The organism is Chitinophaga polysaccharea, assembly GCF_902150045.1.
GTDB classification, from domain to species: domain Bacteria; phylum Bacteroidota; class Bacteroidia; order Chitinophagales; family Chitinophagaceae; genus Chitinophaga; species Chitinophaga polysaccharea_A.
Window position 1 is genome coordinate 1,379,513 of sequence record NZ_CABFVU010000002.1, and the last position, 19,270, is coordinate 1,398,782.

The window sequence follows — 19,270 nt, forward strand, 5'->3', positions numbered from 1 at the left end:
ACAGCGAACATGAAATACGCAGTGGCTTGTTTACTGATATGGTGTTGGCAGGTAACCAACGGGATGGCTTTTGTTGCCGATACCGGCGCCGTGAAAGACGTGCTGGGTAACGGGGCATTATTGCCGCCGGCGGCCACGTATAAAGCCTATCGCGTGAGCGATACGGCGGCTTACGAGCTACAGCTGGCGCTGGACCAGGATAACAGGCCACTGTATTACTATCGTCATATTTTTACACCGGTTTGTTATACGGGAGAATGTAAACCGGTATACATCAATCTTTACTGGGACCTGCTGGGCAATTATATCCGCTATGATCTGCCTGCAGGGGAAGTGCTGACCAAGCTGAATCACAAAGAATTTAAACCGGAAGATTACGCAAAATTGCAGGAGATATTGCTGAAGCCTAATTCATTGCTCGCAGATCTGGCCATTACCGACCTTATTGTACCCGGAACAGAAAACCTTACCGACTCAGTGGATGCCCATACCGGCGCCACCCTGAAAACAATTAAGAATGAAGTGATCTCCGGAGCGGTGTATACCTGTTATACGTTATGGCACATGGCACACGGACCGGTAACAGATGAAATAATGCGTATCACAGATACGTATATCAACCCCGCATTGCTGCATCGCTTTTTGAGTTCAGGGAATTATGCATACCAGTATAAGGCGCTGGAACGGGTAATGGATAAAAGCGGGAAAATAAAGCCCGGTTTTGAAGACGATATCCGCGCACTGATTAATGGTAAGAATATTTTTATTGCACGGCACACATTGCAACAGGTACATCCCGGTTTTATTACCGGCGCCAAGGCACAGGCATGGTTATGGGATACGTATAGCCGTAGCAGTTATCCATTGCAGCTAACAGTACTGCGGAAGTTATCCACTGTACCGCTGAGCGACGCCATGGCAAAACATCTTGCAACAGCCTGCACTACCGCCAATGAAGAACAGTTCCGCCTGATCATAACTGCCTTGCAGGCAACGCCGGGGCTGCCGGAAACTGTTATGCAGCAGCTGGCGGCCCAGCTGAAAAGTCCCGATACCGGCAAAGCGGCTGCTATCCATGCTTTCCTGTTACAGCACCAACCGGTAAATCATACTATAAAAACAATGATCTATGAATATGAACAAACGCATCCTTCAGCTGAAAAATAGCTGGTTGCCCTTGTTGCTGCTATGCGTATGCACACAATGGCTGCAGGCGCAGCAGCGGATATTTGTGGAAACAGAATCCTTTGCAGAAAAAGGAGGCTGGGTAATTGACCAGCAGTCGTTTCCCGTTATCGGTTCTTCCTACCTGATGGCCCATGGTATGGGCCGGCCCGTGAAAGACGCCGTTACCACTGTTAATTTCCCGGAGAAAGGCACGTATCATGTATGGGTGCGTACCAAAGACTGGGCGCCTTTCCCGAAAGGACCGGGGAAGTTCAGGCTGGTGGTGAATGACACACCGGTTAAAACAGTGTTTGGCGAAAGCGGCAATGATAAATGGAAATGGTACGATGGAGGCGAGATCACACTTCCTGCCGGCCCCGCGAAAATAGCATTGCATGACCTTACCGGTTTTAACGGCCGTTGTGATGCACTGATGTTTACCACCGGTAAATTTACCCCGCCCGATGATGCGGCTGCGCTGGGCGCATTGCGTCGTGAACTGTTGCGTTTAACGGCTGCACCTAAAGAGGCAGGGCCTTTCGATCTGGTAGTAGTAGGAGGCGGCATTGCCGGCACCTGCGCTGCTATTTCCGCTTCCCGCATGGGGTTGAAGGTAGCGCTGATACAGGACAGGCCTGTGCTGGGTGGAAACAACAGTTCAGAAATACGTGTGCACCTGAAGGGCGATATCGACAAAAATTATTATCCCAAGCTGGGCCGCATTGTAAGGGAAATGGATAACGGCGATCCCGGTAACGGTAATCCCGATGCCCAGGAATATGGCGATGCCCGGAAGATTGAGATCGTTAAGGCAGAAAAAAATCTCACCCTGTTTCTCAATACCCATGTATTCAAAGCAGAAAAAGAGAAAGACCGTATCATAGCAGTTACAGGCCGCGATATTGCCACCAGCCAGGAAACGCGTTTTACGGGTACTTATTTCTCTGATTGTACCGGCGATGGCACCCTGGGATACCTGGCCGGCGCGGCTTTCAGGATGGGACGGGAAAGTAAGGCAGAAACAGGCGAATCGCTGGCAGCCGAGAAACCCGACAGCTTTACGCTGGGTACCTCCAACCTTTGGGCATCCCTGCCAACGGATACCATAACCAGCTTCCCCGCCACGCCATGGGCGCTGCAGTTTTCAGACGAATACCATATTGACGCATCTAAAGCCGACTGGGAGTGGGAAACCGGGTTTGGTAACTTCAACACTATCACCGAGGCGGAGCAGATCCGCGATCATAACCTGCGGGCCATTTATGGCAACTGGTCGTATCTTAAGAACAGTAAACCCGAAAAATACGGGAAGCAGCAGCTGGCGTGGGTTGCCTATATCGGCGGTAAACGGGAATCCCGGCGGCTTATCGGGGATCATATCCTCACGCAAATGGATATCCAGGAAGGTAAAATGTATCCGGATGGCGCCGTAACCGCTACCTGGACTATTGATTTGCATTTCCCGGATCCTGTTAATAAAAAATATTTTGAAGGACAGGAATTTTTTGCCGGCACCAAACATATCAGGGTAGCACCGTACACTATTCCATACCGTTGCCTTTATTCAAAAAATATCAGCAACCTGTTCATGGCAGGAAGGAATATCAGCACTACGCACGTAGCTTTTGGAAGTACCCGTGTGATGCGTACCTGCGGTATGATGGGAGAAGTGGTAGGCTTTGCTGCCTATGTGGCTAATAAGTATCACGGCAGCCCGAGGAGCGTATACACCGATCACCTGGATGAATTAATGAATCTGCTTAAAAATTAAACATGTACGCCGTTTATTTCCTGCTGCTGTTGCATATTAGCGTAGCGCCTTCCATGATACACCTGGAAGGCAGCGCGCAGGGGACCACCTGGCATATTCAATATGAAGATGCACAGCAGCGGGATTTTACGTCGCAGATCACCCATATTCTTCAGGATATCGATCAGTGTTTATCCGTTTACCGGAAGGATTCAGAGATCTCTTTATTCAACAACTCCCTTTCCATCGAATTCCAGCTGCCTTATTTTTACCCGGTGCTGAAAAAATCGGCAGAAGTATACAGCGCTACAAACGGTGCTTTTGATCCTACGGTGATGCCGCTCAGCGCTGCTTATCGCCAGGGAAAACGTACGCATACCCCCTGGTGGGAAAAGGCCGATTCCCTGTTGCAATATGTAGGTTTTTCCCGTATCCGCTTTGATGAAACCGGTGTAAGCAAACTAAAGGAAGGTGTGAGCCTTGACTTTGACGGTATTGCCCAGGGCTATACCGTAGACGTTTTAGCCGCGTTGCTGGATAGCAACGGCATCAGCAACTACATGGTAGAAGTGGGAGGAGAAGTGCGCTGTAAAGGGCTTAAAAATGGCGCTCCGTGGACCATCGGAATCGATAACCCTTTGTATCCGTCAGTGAAACTGGCCACGGTGCAGCTGCATAATATGGCCGCTACCACTGCCGGTAATTACCGCGATCATTATGCGCTGAACGGCGCTGTATCAGGGCATATCATTCATCCCAAAACGGGTTATTCCACACCGGATTCCCTATTGAGCGTTACAGTGTTTTCAGCTGATGCCATTACTGCCGATGGATATGATACTGCTTTTATGGTAATGGGCGTAGCCGGAACAAAAGAGTTCCTGCAGCAGCGGAAAGACCTGGATGCGTATCTTGTGTACATAGGCGCAGACGGGGAAGTGAAGGTGTGGATGACGGAGGGAGTAAGGGAGCTTATTAAATAACGATAGTACCAGATTTTTATGAAGGGCTGCCAGGTAATGGCGGCTCTTTATGGGCCTGCCATATGTTCCGATAGAGAATATCTATCCTCATGGGCTTTCCAAAGAAGAGAAAGCGGCCGAAGATAAAAATATTGGTGGCCTATCATATGGAATTACTGAAAAAGATGACCAAAGAAGATCATCTCAGGGCAGATTTATTACAGGTTAAGTACCAGATGGCCAGTGTTATTAAATCATTAGAGTACCAGGAATCCAAGCATTCCGGCTATTTCCTTGCCGCCTACATCCGCGCTGTACAAAAGAAACAAAAAGAATTTGCTGCGGAGATCAGCATTGACGAAACCCGTTTAAGCCGCATTATTCACAATAAAGAGATTCCCAATGATGAGCTCTTTATCCGGCTGGAGCTGCATTCAAATAACACCATACCTGCACTTAGCTGGTTTCTGCTGGCGGAGAAAGAAAAGGCCTGTAATATCAGTACCAATAAGGAGCTGAGAAAAAAGGAGAAAAAAAATGTGCATAAAACGATTGCAAAGAAATAGCCGTTTCCGTTCAATATCAGCAGGTCAATATCCCTCAGGATAATAACCTGCTGATACCAGCATATTCATCAAATAGCTTTAATGTATTTTGATCACCTGTCCTGTACCCGCTCCCAATACACTTTTAATATACCCATTAACCACCCGCTCCATGGATACGGGGATCTGCCCCGGAAAGTAAGGGAAATACCCCGGAGAGTCTTCCACTACAGTCGGGCTCACGGCATTAATGCGGACCCCGTTTTCCAGCTCAATGGCGGCTGCGCGTGCAAAAGCGTCGATCCCTCCGTTGGCTACGGAGGCATTGGCCCCGCTCAGCACCGGATCTTCTGTAAGTGAGCCGGAGGTTAAGGTGAATGAGCCCCTGGGATTGATGTAATGCTGCCCGATGAGCACCAGGTCGATCTGCCCCATTAGTTTGCTCTGGATACCAATACTGAATTCTTTTTCGGTGGCCGTTTTCAGCGGACCGAAATAAGCATCTCCCGCCATAGATACCAGTGCATCAAATGAACCGGCCTGTTTGAACAGGTTTTCTATGGAAGCGGGCGAGGTAAGATTTGCCTGGATATCGCCACTTTTAGAGCCTACCTTAATTATTTCGTGGTCTTTTTCGAGGGCGTTTACCACACGTTTTCCGATTGTACCGGAAGCCCCTACGATGATAATTTTCATATGCCTTGCTTTTTTATTTATTAAGAGAAAGTACATTATACTGATCTTCCTGGTATATCCTCCCTTAACCAGAAACTAACGGAATGATCTTCCGGACTTAAGCCGTATTTCTTTAAAGGCGGCTTATATATGGCTTATATATGGGGGAACTATGGGGGAACTATGGGGGAACTATGGGGGAAACGGGGAGTATCCATACTGTAGCTATACTGTGACCATACCATAAGCCCGTATTTTCAGCCATCACCGCTTCCGTCCCACAAACCTCACTACGGCGCCTTTTCCTGTATGATGAATACCTTCTTCCAGTAAGGTTTCAGCTTCTTCCAGCATGATGATGTCATAATTCTCAAAATCGGCTGTTAGTTCTGCCTTGGAGAACAACATATCAACATCTTTTGGACCGCCAACCTTTGGGTCTGCAAGCTTCAGGTGGATGTGCGTTTTGCTGAAGGCTTCGAAGATAACTATTCCTCCTGGTTTAAGAAAGTTATTTAGCTTCCTGTGGAGTAGGGATTTTTTGCCTGCGGCGAAATGTGCATAAATAAGGGCAACGGCATCAAAGGATGCTGGCGGAAAAGTTAGCTGTTCCAGGTCGCCCACGATATAATCTATTGTAACATGCTGTTCTTCAGCCAGCAGCAATGCCTTGGAACGCCCTTCCGCACTCAGGTCGGTAGAGGTAACCTTCCATCCCAGCTGCGCTGCAAATACACCGTTGCGACCTTCGCCGTCGGCCGGGAGCAAAATGGAGCCCGGCTCAAATTTCTCCAGCCATTCTTTGAAGAACAGGTTAGGTGTTTTGCCATAGGCATACTCCGTATTTTTATACCGGTTATCCCACATGTTTTTGTATTCCTCATCCCAGGATTGATTCATGTTCCTTTGTTTTTTATGTTAAATGAAACAAGCCTTCCCGCTGGCTGCTTTCATCTTCACAAAGGTAAGCCGGTAAGTAAATGCAGGGATAGGACAAAAATACAGTTATACAGGACTTATCTGAAATTGTGCCTGAATGCTTCGGGGGAGTGCCCGGTGTGCTTTTTAAAGAACCTGATAAAATAGGAAACGTCTTCGTATCCCAGGCGCCAGGCTACCTGGTTCACCTGGTCGGATGTTGCCAGCAGGGATCTTTTGGCTTCCAGTATGATATGTTCATTGATAACATCCGAACAGGTTTTTCCCAGAGTAGCTTTCGTGATGGCATTGAGCTGGTAGGGCGAAAGGTTTAGCATACCTGCATATTCAGACACCTGCTTGTGCTCAAAGACATGTACTTCCAGTAGCGACAGGAAATCATCCAGCCGCTCCTGTGCATAAAGGTTATTATTCCGGGATGCGGCGCTGTTATTGTCGCGCAGCAATTCCACAAACAGGATGTACATACTTGCTTTCATCACTTCCAGGTGCCGTTCCTGTTTGGCGGTGTATTCCTGGAAAATGGATGTTAGTATGGTAAACAGTTTCTGGAATTTAGCGGCGTTAAACTGGTAGTGGTTAATATGACTTGCTTTGCACAACAGCTTATTAGAGGCCTTATCCGGGGAAGTATAGAATGCGCCGTGAAACTGCATCAGGTAGCCCGTGCTTCCCGCTTTCAGCGCCAGTTGATGCACCTGCCCCGGGTGCATGAAGAAAACGGAATGATCGCTCACCTGGTAGGAGGTGAAGTCAATTTCATGGACGCCTTTGCCTTTTTTTAAGGCAAGCAGGTAAAAGAAGTCGTGGCGGTGAAGCGCCTGTATCATATCTTTCCCTGCAAGCATGCTTTCCACATCGCGGATGTGGAAACTGGCTGACAGCTCCGGGGCTCTCCCGGTGGTGTTAATATGCCTGACTGGTATCCCTTCCATACAAAAACTATATTCATCAAAGGTACTACAAATACCTTTTCAGCACCGGGATGCGTCTCAGCAGGGATACCGTTCCCCAGCCCAGCACTGCCGATACTATAAATGTAACCAGGAACTTGGCGATAGCAGGCAGGGGTATATCCAGCAAATAATACTGGCACCAAACAATGAAAATATAATGCACCAGGTAAATACCATAGGCATTGGCGGAAAGGGATTTCCACCAGTTGTTTGTTTTATTCAGCAGGCTTTTGAAGGTGGTAAGGAAAGCAATGCAGCTCATAGTGCACGACAGTATCCATACCGGCCTGTAAATAAGGTTGGCCTGTTGTTCAGTAAGCTGTTGCCGTTGGATCATTTGCAGCAGGGGCGCTTCGCTGCACTTCAATAAGGCATATATCGCTAAACAGCTGATCATCCAGAGCGGCCATTTTTTTACAAAAGCCGCGCCGTCTGCAAATATGCCATTGGCAAGCCCCGGGGCGCCAATCACTATTCCCAGCAGGAAGTAGCCTGCGTATAACAGTGCCCTGCTCACCTGGAAATCGAATGGGCCGATGCCGGTCCATGCATAGGGCGATACAAATTGTATGATGGGGATATAAAGCAGCAGGGTATATACATACCATAACAGGCATATTTTCACCGGCAACTGTTTTTGCGCTGCAAGGAAATTACCTGCCTTGGTAACGGCGTTCTTTACAAATGGGTAGCATGCAGCGAAAATGAGGTTAAAGACGAACAGTACCCAGATGAACCAGGGCGGTCCTACCGGCCATGCTTCTACCGTAAAAAAATCTATCACATAGGCCTTTACGTTATATTGCCCGGTAGCCAGCAGGAAAGAAGGGTAGTAGGCAATCAGCATCAGCAGGGTAACGCCAGCCATAAAGGGAATGAACAGCCGGTAAAACCGGTCGCGGATAAATATAGCGATGGTTTTGTTTTGCAGACTGCTCATCATAAAAATGCCGCTGATCAGGAACATCAGCGACATAAAAAAGATATCGTTAAAGTCTTCGAAGATATCCAGTCCCTTCCACCGGGCAGTATCCACAACAGGATTGGTAGAAAGGATATAGGCGCTTTTATTGAAAGATGCAAACGTAGTATATGCCAGCGACGAATGATGGGCCACCACCAATAGCGTAATAAATGAGCGCAGGTTATCTATCCAGCTGTTCCTGACCGTGGGCATATGCGTATATTGCTTTGCCGGCGAAGATAAAGTAAAAGTTGCAGGGGGAAGGCCCTGCAACTTTTCTGGTTTTAATACCCTGGGTTCTGCACAATTTTCGGGTTACGGTCTATCACATCCTGTGGTACCGGGTTCAGGAACATTTTTGGAGTGAACACATGTGGATGATTGAGCGGCACAATTTCATATTTCCATACGCCTGCATTGTTGTTGGGAGAAGTATTGGAGATCTTCATGGCATGCTTATCCACATTCATGACGGTACTGGCGGTTTTCCAGCGTATGATATCATAGAAGCGTTTATTTTCAAAACACAGCTCCACCCTTCTTTCATGATGAACCGCGTTTCGCATTTCCGCCTGTGATAAGCCTGGCGCCAGGTCCGGCAGGCCCGCCCTTCTGCGTATCTGGTTGATAGCCTTGTATACAGTGGCATCCGGACCTGCTGCTTCATTCTGCGCTTCCGCATATCCCAGCAGCACTTCCGCATAGCGGTAGTAGATGAAGTTGGCGCCGCTTACTGCACCGCCGCCGGGGCGTACCAGGGGATTAAGGCGTTTTTTGAAGTAATAGCCGGTGTTGCTCACATCATCGGTACCAAAATCGATCTGGTTTTTGGAGGGGCGTACTTTATCGATGCGGGTGTAAATGGTATCGCCTTTATCCATCCAGGCCATTTTATAGGGAGCGCCGTCATATACGATCCAGTCGTAGAAACGCCTTTCGCGGCCTATGTACGGATGCTGCGGATCATAACCGGATGTGGGATCAGTAATGGGTTTGCCGTTCGCCATGTTGAACTGGTCTACCAGTTCCTGTGTAGGGCAGTAGTTGCCCCAGGTATAGTAGGCGCCGTTGATCCACACAGGACCGCCGTACTGCTCAAAAGATGATCCCATGATGTTGGCTACTACCTGCCGGTCCCACACCACTTCCGAATGGTATTCATTGGCTTCATACCAGATAGCGGAAGGATCAGGAAACAGCTCATATACTTTACCGTTGCCATAAAGGTCGATGAACTGTTTGAAAGTAGCAGCGGCAGTGGCCCAGCGGCCGCCGTCGAAGTTATTGTAGCCGGCTATTTTGTGCGGATCATTGCCGGCGGCGGGTTGTGCGGCATTGAAAGCAGGGCTGGCGGCGTACAGTTCCACCCATCCTTTCAGGGCCAGCGCGGCGCCCAGGGTAGCGCGGCCTGCATCTGCATCGCCTTTGTTATATTTAGGCTGCAGGTATCCATCTTTGGCAACAGAGTCTAGCTGCGTGGTAATAAAGGTCACAGTTTCGGCAAAGGTGTTCCTTGGCGCATAGATCATGGAGCTGTCCATAGTACGGCGGTCGGCCGCAATGGTGATGATGGGAAGCCCACCGATATGCATCCACAGTTCGCTGTAAAAGAACGCGCGGATAAACCGGGCTTCATCGATGCGTTTGTTTATCCATTCCGGTGAAAAGTTGGCCGCATTTTTACGCACTTCCGCGATGAAGGTATTGCATTTACGGATGTTGGTATAGATGGTGGTCCAGTTGGTGAGGTCGCCTGAACCGGTAATGCCTCCCCATATGGTATAGTCGTTGGAAGATGCTTCCACGATACCCTGTTTCCAGTTGTAGGAGGTGTAGTAAAAACCAGCGTCGTTATCGTCAGTGAAATTATCCAGGTTTTCCGGCTGGTTCCAGTAGTTGGGTAAAGCGCTGTAGATATCGTTGAGGAAAAGATCGGCATTGCCTTCCGAGCCCCATTGCAAATCATCGGTGAGCTTTGCCTTGTCGGTGTTTTCCAGGAATTCTTTTTTGCATGACAGGATACCTAATAGAAGTGTACCGGCGAGCAATGATAATATAAAGCGGGTCATAGCAGTTTGTTTTAAAAGGTTACGTTTATCCCGAGCACCATTACTTTCTGGTTGGGATAGGCTGTTTCCAGGTCGGTGTATCCTACTTCCGGGTCCATGAACTTCATTTTGCTGAACGTGAGCAGGTTTTGGCCGGAGAAGTAGCAGCGAACGCTCTGCATCTTCATTGCCTTGGAAATATGGGCGGGTAGCGTGTATCCCAGCACCGCTGTTTTTAAGCGGAGATAGCCCGTTTTCATCATCCAGAAATCAGAGTTCTGGGTGTTATTTGCGTAGGGCGACTGGTTAGCACGTGGATACTTTGCATCCGGTGTATTGGGTGTCCAGTGATTGTTATAGTATTCGTATGCAGGGTTACTGTTGTTGTTGTTAAACGGTACTGTCTGGAAGCCGCGGATGTTCAGGCTGGCCAGCGCGGATCCCTGGAAGAAGAGGCTCAGATCAAATCCTTTCCAGGAGGCGCTGGGAGTGAAGCCATACGTGATGAACGGGTATACGGGATTACCGATCACTGTTTCATCATAGGAGTCTATTTTGCCATCGGGCTTGCCATCAGGTCCGCCTATATCTGCATAGCGGATATCGCCGGGATGCAGTACGCCAAACTGGGTTACATTATATCCGTCGTCGGTGTTGATGATGCCATCGTTGTTCTTATCGTCCGACAGGGAAAACAATCCCAGTGCATGATAACCGAACTGTGTACCAGTGGGCCGGCCTGTTCTGCTACGGTTGGGATTATTGCGTGTGGCAGCCGTTTCAAATACCTGCACCATTTTATTTTTGGCGTAGCTGAAGTTGCCGTTCATACTCACCTGCAGCCCGTTGGAAAAACGGTGGGAGGTTCCTGCAGAAATATCGATCCCCCGGTTTTCCATGATGCCCTGGTTTTCATCGGAGAGGCCCAGTCCATATTCTACCGGTACGGTTACTGCGGGTGGCAGCAGCATGCCCGTTCTTCTTTCATGGAAATAATCCACTTCCAGTGTAAGTAAGCCTTTCCATAAGGTAGCATCTACCCCGATATCTGTTTTGGTGGATATTTCCCAGGTAATATTGGGATTGGCTTCCCTGATGATGTTGGAGCCCTGTACCATAGATCCGTTGCCGAAGGCATAGGCATTACCGTATAAATTATACCCGTTCAGGTATTGAAATGCGGTGCCGGCAAGATTACCGGATTTACCCCAGGATCCTCTCAGCTTAAGATAGTTCAGCGCGGAGGGATGATCTTTCATAAAGTTCTCTTCAGAAATGATCCATCCTGCGGAGAAGGCGGGGAAATAGCCCCAGCGTTTGCCCGGCGCAAAGTAGTAGTGACCATCATACCGGCCGGCTGCTTCCAGCAGGTATTTGTGATCGTAGATATAGCCAACGCGGTATACAAAACCCAGCTGGCTACCGGTGGAAGTGGAGCCGTTGTTATCAAAGTCATTTTTGTTGGAGCTGCCCATACCCAGCTCGTCGATGCCTACCGCGAAATTATTGCGCCTTGCAGAGAACCCGGTGGAGTCGTTCTTACGCGCTTCCGCTACCAGCAGCCCTGTAAAGTCGTGTTTGCCAAATGTGTTATGATAGTTGAGGAACCCCTGGAAGGTATAGTACTGGTTTTTCGAGTACTCCTGGTTCAGCCAGGTGTAAGGCGCCGCACTTCCTTCAGATGTAGAGATCTGTTTCGTATAGGTGTAAGGGTTAGTGGATGTATTCTGTGAGTAAAAGTAAAACGGCGTATGCCATCCTTTGATCGTATAGTCGTTAGGGTCATAGCTGAAAGTACCTTTCACACTAAGCCCTTTGATAAACGGCAGTTGCTGTTCTACTCCCAGGGTGGTTAGCAGGGAGGTGGCATCGCGGTGGGAGTAGCCTGCTTTGAGGATCCCTACCGGGGTATTGCCTGCAAACTCGCCCCAGAGGCCATTACTGTAGTACAGGTTGGTGATGGGGATGAGCTTATACGCGCTGCGGAATAACTGGCCGGGCGTGGTGGCGGCATCTACACTGTTGGTTTTTTCGATGGCGCCGATAAGCGCTAAAGACACCGTGGTAGTAGGCGTAGCGCTTATCTCCATATTTACGTTGTAATCGTAGCGTTTGTAGTTGATCGGGTCAAACATACCATCCTGCTGCAGGTAGCCCATCCCTGCATAATAGCGTATGGTATTGGTACCGCCGCTTAATTGCAGGTTATAGTTCTGGATAGGCGCATGCATGCGTACCAGGTCTTTTGTATTGCTGATGGGATATTTGTCGGGATCTTTTGCGTTCAGGCTGGCGTAGTTGCTGATAAGATCTTCGCTGAAAGGCTGTTGGGTGCCGCCCGGGTTTTCATTCATATACGCTTCATTACGCAGGCGCATATAATCCTGTGCATTCAGCATTTTAGGATAATAGGTAGGCGTTTGCAGTCCGTAATAGGCATTCAGCGAGAGGGTGGGCACACCGGTTTGCCCGCGTTTGGTGGTGATGAGGATAACGCCGTTGGCGCCGCCTAACCCGTAGGGAGCCACGGCGGCGGCGTCTTTCAGCACTGTTACAGAGGCAATGGAGCTGGGCGCAATTTCGTTGATATTATTACGGATGATACCATCAACTACAATAAGCGGTGAGTTATTACCGGTGGTAGCGATACCGCGGATGTGGATATCGGGGTTATCCCTGCCCGGTTGGCCGCCATTAGGGCGCATACTGATACCAGACACATTTCCTGCCAGTGAATTGGAGATATTGGTAACCGGCGATTTAGCCAGTTCCTTTCCCTGTACGGCTGCTACCGCAGCAGTGGAAGATGTTTTCTTCTGCGTGCCGTAACCCACTACCACTACTTCGTTCAGGCCGCTGGCGCTTTCTTTCAGCACCACATTGAGCGGGCTGGCAGAACTTACTATTTCGGTTTGTTCATATCCTACATAGCTGAACACCAGTATTGCGCCTGCGGTAGCCTGCAGTTCAAAGCGGCCGTTTTCATTGGTAACGGTACCAATATTGCTGCCTTTTACTTTTACGGAAACGCCGATCAGCGGATCGCCGTGCTCATTTTTTACGGTGCCGGTAAGTTTAGCTACGCGTACATTTTCCGGCGCTATTACAATGGCATTGTTATCCATTACCGTGTAACGGAGAGTGGTGCCGGTTAATACCTGTGTAAGCAGTTGTTCTACCGTGGCATTTTGTGCATGAACAGACACGGGTGGTTTTTCCGGGAGAATATCGTCGTTGTAGATAAGCCGGCAACGTGTTTTCTGTTGAATGGTTTTCAGCACTGTTTTTATGCTGACTTTTTCCAGTGAGATGCTGATCTTTTCCTGGGTGAAGGAAGCGGCGCCTGCCGGTATGAACCCGGTTATCAGCAGCGCCAGAGCAAGTATGGCCGGTAACTTGCCATGCAGACTTTTACTAAAAGCCCGTTGGAACTTAATTTTCATAACATGGAATGTAAGAGGGTGATGGAAAGTAAATGAGTGCGTTTTTTGTAGGTTTTTTTTAGGTCATAACAATTGTTTTTTGGAAGATGGATAATGCGGCGTTAATTACTAACCAGGACTTCTTTCCCATTGATCCGGAAATTAAAGGGGCGCGATAGCTGTAACATTTTCAATGCTTCCTCCAGTGATTCCGTATCGATGATGCCGGAGAACCGTAGTTGTTCCAGGCCGGGCGATTCAAAATGGAAAGTAACGCCGTACCAGTTATGCATTTTAACGGCCAGTTCTCCAAAGGTTTCGTTGTCGAATGCCAGTTTATTATTGAGCCAGGATATGCCGGGAAGTTGGCCGCTGCTGTCTGTTTCCAGGTGTTGTTGCCGGAATACCGGTATAACCCTGGTGAGTGGTATGGTAAGTTTTTCTTTGGGTTGCAGCACTACGGTTTGTTCATGGAACGACACTGCAATTTTCCCGCTTACCAGCGTAGCGGAAACGGTGCTGTCGCCCGTATAGGCTTTCACGTTAAAGGCAGTGCCCAGCACACGGATGTTTACCTTTCCTGCATGGATAATAAAAGGAAGCCCTTCGTTTTTCGCGATATCAAAAAATGCTTCACCGGTAAGGGTTACTTCGCGGTGTAGTTTGCCGAATTTATTTTTTTCGTAGTTGAGTTGTGTGCCGTGGTTGAGCCAAACGATGGAACCGTCGGGAAGTATCACCTTTGATTTTCCGCCGGGGGCGGAGCTGAGTTGCTGCAATACAGGTGCAGTTGGCCGTACAAACTGCCATACGCCCCATGCGGCGATCAGCAAGGAAGCTGCTGCCGCCACCGCCACCATCCTGCGTATCATACCATGGGATGTGGAGGAAGTAAGCTGAGGGCTTACTTTGTTCCATATACGGGTTTTACTGTTAGCGGAGGCGGCTGTTTCCTGCAACGGGGTATGCCAGATGGCCGCCACCATTTCAGGTGAGGCGGTTTCCTCCGGGTGTTCTTTCAGCAGGGCATCCAGTTCCGACAGTTCTTCCCGGGAAATTTCACCGCTGGCCTGTTTCCCGAGTAATACCCATATACGGTCGTTGTTCATGGCAGAATAATTTGAATGAAGGTCGCTTCCGGCGTATAAGACAACAGGAAGATGATAATACCCCCAAGAGGAATGGAATTTTTTTTGAGAGGGAATTACTGATTTCCGGGGAGGGGGGAAACCAGGAGCGATTTCATTTTGGTAAGTTTTTTCAGGGCGATGCCTACCTGGTTTTCCACGGTTTTGATGGATACGTTGAGCAGTGCGGCTACTTCCCGGTATTTGAGGCCGTCTTCCTTTACCAGCCTGAAAATCAGCCGGCATTGCGGGGGAAGCTCGCTGATAGCGGTGTTAATATGCCGCATCATTTCGTTGCTGATGAGTTGCGCTTCGGGATCTGTTTCGTATTCGGGCATTTGCGCTTCATCGAGATGGACCGTTTTTTTATGTGCGTATTTACGGAGATAATTAAGGGAGATGTTGCGGGTAGCCGCATAGAGATACCATTTCAGGTTGGCTACCTGGTTAAGGTCATTCCTTTTTTTCCATACCGAAATAAATACATCCGCTACAATTTCTTCGGCCATTTCCCTTGTATGAACAATTGCCATTGCCAGTTGCAGCAATGACGTGCAGCAACTATCATATAATTCTTTAAATGCCTGTGTATCACCGGTATATATTCTGCGTTGCAATTCGGGGATATCGTCGTGCATAAAAGTAAAAATACCCAAATTATATAAATGTGCAGATAATAAGTGTCGGCATGACAAAAATATGATTTATCAAGGATATTTGCCCTGAACAGGTAGTGCGTTTTACCAGGTGGGCGACAAAATTTTCGTTCATCTTCCGTTTTGATGATTATACTGGTACCAGCCCGGAAAAATAAAACATGCGGGTACCGATATTTTTTTCTAAATTAATTGGTGTGAAAACGCTTATCTGTACCACTCCCGGCAATTTTGAATATGGCCTGCAGGCGATGCCTGCGTTGCAGGCTGGCCAGGCTATTATCCGTATCCGGAAAATAGGGGTTTGTGGCACCGACCTCCACGCTTTTGAAGGTACGCAGCCCTATTTTAATTACCCGCGTATCCTGGGCCATGAGCTGGCAGGAGAAATAGTAGCGCTGGATGCTGCGGATAGCAGCACTTTCCGTGCAGGTGAGCTGGTAACCGTGATCCCCTATGAAAATTGCGGCGTTTGTATTGCCTGCCGCAACGGCAAACCTAACTGCTGTGAGCAGATAGCGGTGCTGGGCGTACATAAAGATGGAGGAATGGTTGAATTTCTTTCCGTTCCGGAGCGGTTGCTGGTGCATGGGAACGGGCTTAGCGCTGAACAATTGGCATTGGTGGAGCCATTGTCTGTAAGCGCTCACGGTATCCGCAGGGCGGATGTACAACCCGGTGAATTTGTAATGGTAATGGGAGCGGGGCCTATAGGGCTGGCAGCCATGGAACTGGCCCGCATTGCCGGTGCAAATGTAATTGCTACTGATATACAGGATAAACGGCTGCAGTTTGCACGCGAAACGCTGGGCATTCCCTTTACCATTAACGCTGCTACGGATGTAGCCGGCAGGCTGCGCGGGATCACCGGCGGCGATATGCCCACTGTAGTGATTGACGCCACCGGTAACCAGAAAGCTATCAACAACGGAATTTATTTCCTGGCGCATGGGGGCCGGTATGTGCTGATAGGATTGCAAAAGGACCTGCTGCAGTTTCCCCATCCTGAATTTCACAAAAGGGAATCTACGCTGATGAGCAGCCGTAACGCCACCCGCGAAGATTTTGAACAGGTGATCCGCTATATCAGGGAAGGGAAGGTGCAGCCTGAAAAATATATTACACACCGCGTGAAATTCGGGGAAGTGAAACATACATTCCCTTCCTGGCTGGACCCCCGCAATGAAGTGATAAAAGCGATCATAGATATTTGACCTATCAAAAACAGTTGAATGATGAGATCATGGCTATTCTTGCTATTGCTGTGTATCGCCCATGCCGGTGTGGCGCAACAGGTTTCGCTGCAACACCTGTTATGTGGATACCGGCAAAACCCTGCAGGCATTGATGCCGCCCGGCCCGCACTCAGCTGGCAACTGCAAAGCAAAGGAACCAATGTTCGTCAGACTGCGTACCGTGTACTGGTGGCAGATAATCCTGCTGCACTGGAGCGTAACCGCGGACGGATATGGGATTCAAAGAAGGTATTGTCAGACCAGTCTGTACAGGTGCTTTACAGCGGCAAACCACTGTTGCCCGCTACTACCTATTACTGGAAAGTAATGGTATGGGACCAGCAGGGAAGGCCATCTGGTTGGAGCGAAACAGCACAGTGGCATACGGGCTTATTTTCCCGGGGCGACTGGCAGCAGGCGCAATGGATAGGGTATGAGAAAATGCCGGACAGCGCCCGCATTGTGCCGGCGGTTACCAACGATAAAAATTATGGCCTGCGGAAAGATATACTGCCCCTGCTGAGAAAAGTATTTCATATCGCCAAGCCACTGCAAAGGGCCACTGTTTACATCAGCGGACTGGGTCAGTTTGATCTTCATCTCAACGGAAAAAAAACAGGAGATCATTTCCTGGATCCCGGCTGGACAAAATACGATCAGCATGCCCTCTATGTTACGTTTGATGTAACGGAGCAGTTACACAGCGGCGATAATGCCATTGGCGTAATGCTGGGCAACGGTTTTTTTTATGTGCCGGGAGAAAGGTACCGCAAACTCACCGGTGCGTTTGGTTATCCACAGCTGATTTGCAGGTTATACCTGCAATACCACGATGGCAGCACAGAAAATATTATCAGCGATACCAGCTGGAAAGCTGCGCCCGGCCCTGTTACTTTTTCCAGCATCTACGGCGGGGAAGATTATGATGCCAACCTGGAACAACCCGGATGGGATACACCTTCTTTTGATGATGCAGGCTGGAAAAATGCGGTAGCTGTAACCGGTCCGCCGCAACTGGATGCACAAACTGCGGCACCACTGAAAATATTTGACCGCTTTACCCCTGTTAAGGTCACACAAACCGGGCCTGCTACCTGGGTGTACGATATGGGCCAGAATGCCTCCGCCATTCCTGCCATCTCCCTGAAAGGGAAAAAAGGAATGGTAGTACGTATTACGCCCGCAGAACTTATTACAGACAAAGGCCTGGCAGATCAATCTGCCGTAGGCAGCCCGGTATTTTTTAATTATACACTCAAAGGAGAGGATACAGCGTACTGGCAACCGCAGTTTATGTACTACGGCTTCCGGTACATACAAATTGACGGCGCCGTGCCAGCAGGCAAAAGCAATCCTGAAGGACTGCCTGAAATACAAACGCTGCAAAGTTTGCACACCCGTAATGCAGCAGCTACTATCGGGCAATTTACCTGCTCCAATGAATTGTTTAATAAAACTTTTAAGCTGATCGACTGGGCCATCCGCAGTAACACCGCCAGCATATTCACCGACTGCCCGCACCGTGAAAAACTGGGATGGCTGGAAGAAGCGCACCTGGTGGGCAGCTCCATAAGGTACAACTATGATATTGCCGCGCTTTGCCGGAAAGTAGTACGTGATATGATCCATGCGCAAACAGCAGAAGGGCTTATTCCCGACATAGCGCCAGAGTATGTGCATTTTGAAGATGGTTTTCGCGATTCACCGGAATGGGGAAGCAACGGTATCATTTTACCCTGGTATATGTACCAGTGGTATGGAGATAAATCAGTACTGGAAGAAAGCTACCCGATGATGACCCGTTATGTGAACTACCTGGCGCAAAAATCAGATCATCATATCCTTTCGCATGGGCTGGGCGACTGGTACGATATTGGCCCGAAATTCCCCGGGGAAGCGCAGCTCACTCCCAAGGGTATTACGGCAACGGCTATATACTATTATGATCTCAGTATCTTATCTAAAGTGGCTGCGTTGTTAGGAAAAACAGCAGACGCGCAAAAATACCTTTCCCAAAGCGAAGCGGTAAAGCAAGCGTATAACCGTGCTTTTTTCAACGACAGCACCAAACAATATGCTACCGGAAGCCAGACAGCCAATGCCATGTCTGTATACATGCAGCTGGCAGATCCCCGTTATAAAGCCGATATCGTGGAGAACATTGTGGCAGATATCCGCCGGCACAACAACGGTATTACCGCCGGTGATATCGGTTACCGTTACCTGCTCCGTGTGCTGGACGATGAAGGCCGTTCGGATGTGATTTATGATATGAACAGTCGCACCGATGTACCCGGCTACGGCCTGCAATTAGCCAAAGGGGCCACTGCGCTCACCGAATCCTGGCAGGGATACCGCGATGCTTCCAATAATCATTTCATGCTGGGTCACCTGATGGAATGGTTCTACAGCGGGTTAGCCGGTATACGGCCAGCAGCAGGCAGTATTGCTTTCCGTGATATTGTAATAAGGCCGGAACCCGTTGGAGATGTTACTGCTGCTAAAGCCAGTTATCTTTCTCCCTATGGTGAAATTGTGAGCGACTGGAAAAAGGAAGATAATACTTTCACATTACGTGTGCACATACCGGCAAATGCGCGTGCTACTATTTATATGCCCGCGGAGTCGACGTCGGATATTACAGTGAACGGTGTGGCAATGGCAATAGAGAAGGGGTATAAAGAAGGCCGGTATATAATGGAAACCGGTTCCGGAGATTATGTGCTGCATGTGGTGAACCGCAGGCCGGTGACTACGTCGGCGGATAATTATGCGGTGAGGTGATGGTACTTCCATGCTGCTGTGCGTGTATATACTATTTGCA

14 protein-coding genes are annotated in these 19,270 nt (G+C 48.9%); 6 read left to right on the forward strand and 8 right to left on the reverse strand.

The features are described 5' to 3' along the window. Nucleotides 1-9 precede the first annotated feature (9 nt). The 4 genes from FN124_RS20245 to FN124_RS20260 all read left to right on the forward strand — a co-directional run bounded on the left by FN124_RS20245 (nucleotide 10) and on the right by FN124_RS20260 (nucleotide 4,445). Nucleotides 10-1,167, forward strand: a complete 1,158-nt coding sequence (locus FN124_RS20245; RefSeq protein WP_142686566.1) for a hypothetical protein — start codon at nucleotides 10-12, stop codon at nucleotides 1,165-1,167. Beyond that, nucleotides 1,130-2,938, forward strand: a complete 1,809-nt coding sequence (locus FN124_RS20250; RefSeq protein WP_221887838.1) for an FAD-dependent oxidoreductase — start codon at nucleotides 1,130-1,132, stop codon at nucleotides 2,936-2,938. Before FN124_RS20245 ends, FN124_RS20250 begins: the two co-directional genes overlap by 38 nt. A gap of 2 nt (nucleotides 2,939-2,940) precedes the next feature. Next, nucleotides 2,941-3,900: an FAD:protein FMN transferase gene (locus tag FN124_RS20255; RefSeq protein WP_142686567.1), complete on the forward strand. Its 960-nt coding sequence runs from the start codon at nucleotides 2,941-2,943 to the stop codon at nucleotides 3,898-3,900. A gap of 146 nt (nucleotides 3,901-4,046) precedes the next feature. Next, nucleotides 4,047-4,445 carry a hypothetical protein gene (locus FN124_RS20260; RefSeq protein ID WP_142686568.1) on the forward strand — a complete coding sequence of 133 codons (399 nt, stop codon included), beginning with the start codon at nucleotides 4,047-4,049 and terminating at the stop codon, nucleotides 4,443-4,445. Between the two features lie 78 nt (nucleotides 4,446-4,523). On the opposite strand, the gene FN124_RS20265 is transcribed toward FN124_RS20260, so the two are convergent. The 8 genes from FN124_RS20265 to FN124_RS20300 form a co-directional block, all read right to left on the reverse strand. After that, the gene (locus tag FN124_RS20265) at nucleotides 4,524-5,120 is read right to left on the reverse strand and encodes a short chain dehydrogenase (protein WP_142686569.1); all 597 of its coding nucleotides are present in this window, start codon (nucleotides 5,118-5,120) and stop codon (nucleotides 4,524-4,526) included. 243 nt (nucleotides 5,121-5,363) lie between these two features. Next, the gene (locus FN124_RS20270) at nucleotides 5,364-5,999 is read right to left on the reverse strand and encodes a class I SAM-dependent methyltransferase (protein ID WP_142686570.1); all 636 of its coding nucleotides are present in this window, start codon (nucleotides 5,997-5,999) and stop codon (nucleotides 5,364-5,366) included. A gap of 116 nt (nucleotides 6,000-6,115) precedes the next feature. After that, nucleotides 6,116-6,973, reverse strand: a complete 858-nt coding sequence (locus tag FN124_RS20275) for an AraC family transcriptional regulator (RefSeq protein ID WP_142686571.1) — start codon at nucleotides 6,971-6,973, stop codon at nucleotides 6,116-6,118. 25 nt (nucleotides 6,974-6,998) lie between these two features. Further along, complete coding sequence (locus tag FN124_RS20280) at nucleotides 6,999-8,231, reverse strand: acyltransferase family protein (RefSeq protein ID WP_221887839.1); 1,233 nt, start codon at nucleotides 8,229-8,231, stop codon at nucleotides 6,999-7,001. 11 nt (nucleotides 8,232-8,242) lie between these two features. After that, a complete protein-coding gene (locus tag FN124_RS20285) occupies nucleotides 8,243-10,027 on the reverse strand; it encodes a RagB/SusD family nutrient uptake outer membrane protein (RefSeq protein ID WP_142686572.1) in 1,785 nt (594 codons plus the stop codon). Nucleotides 10,028-10,038: 11 nt separating this feature from the next. After that, complete coding sequence (locus tag FN124_RS20290) at nucleotides 10,039-13,449, reverse strand: TonB-dependent receptor (RefSeq protein ID WP_142686573.1); 3,411 nt, start codon at nucleotides 13,447-13,449, stop codon at nucleotides 10,039-10,041. A gap of 101 nt (nucleotides 13,450-13,550) precedes the next feature. After that, nucleotides 13,551-14,537: a FecR family protein gene (locus FN124_RS20295; RefSeq protein ID WP_142686574.1), complete on the reverse strand. Its 987-nt coding sequence runs from the start codon at nucleotides 14,535-14,537 to the stop codon at nucleotides 13,551-13,553. 95 nt (nucleotides 14,538-14,632) lie between these two features. After that, a complete protein-coding gene (locus FN124_RS20300) occupies nucleotides 14,633-15,193 on the reverse strand; it encodes an RNA polymerase sigma-70 factor (protein WP_142686575.1) in 561 nt (186 codons plus the stop codon). Nucleotides 15,194-15,408: 215 nt separating this feature from the next. Here FN124_RS20300 and FN124_RS20305 point away from each other — a divergent pair, with 215 nt between their 5' ends. Together FN124_RS20305 and FN124_RS20310 are read left to right on the forward strand one after the other, a co-directional pair. Further along, nucleotides 15,409-16,425: a zinc-binding alcohol dehydrogenase family protein gene (locus tag FN124_RS20305; protein WP_142686576.1), complete on the forward strand. Its 1,017-nt coding sequence runs from the start codon at nucleotides 15,409-15,411 to the stop codon at nucleotides 16,423-16,425. 21 nt (nucleotides 16,426-16,446) lie between these two features. Continuing rightward, nucleotides 16,447-19,230 carry a family 78 glycoside hydrolase catalytic domain gene (locus FN124_RS20310; RefSeq protein ID WP_221887840.1) on the forward strand — a complete coding sequence of 928 codons (2,784 nt, stop codon included), beginning with the start codon at nucleotides 16,447-16,449 and terminating at the stop codon, nucleotides 19,228-19,230. Nucleotides 19,231-19,270: the final 40 nt, after the last annotated feature.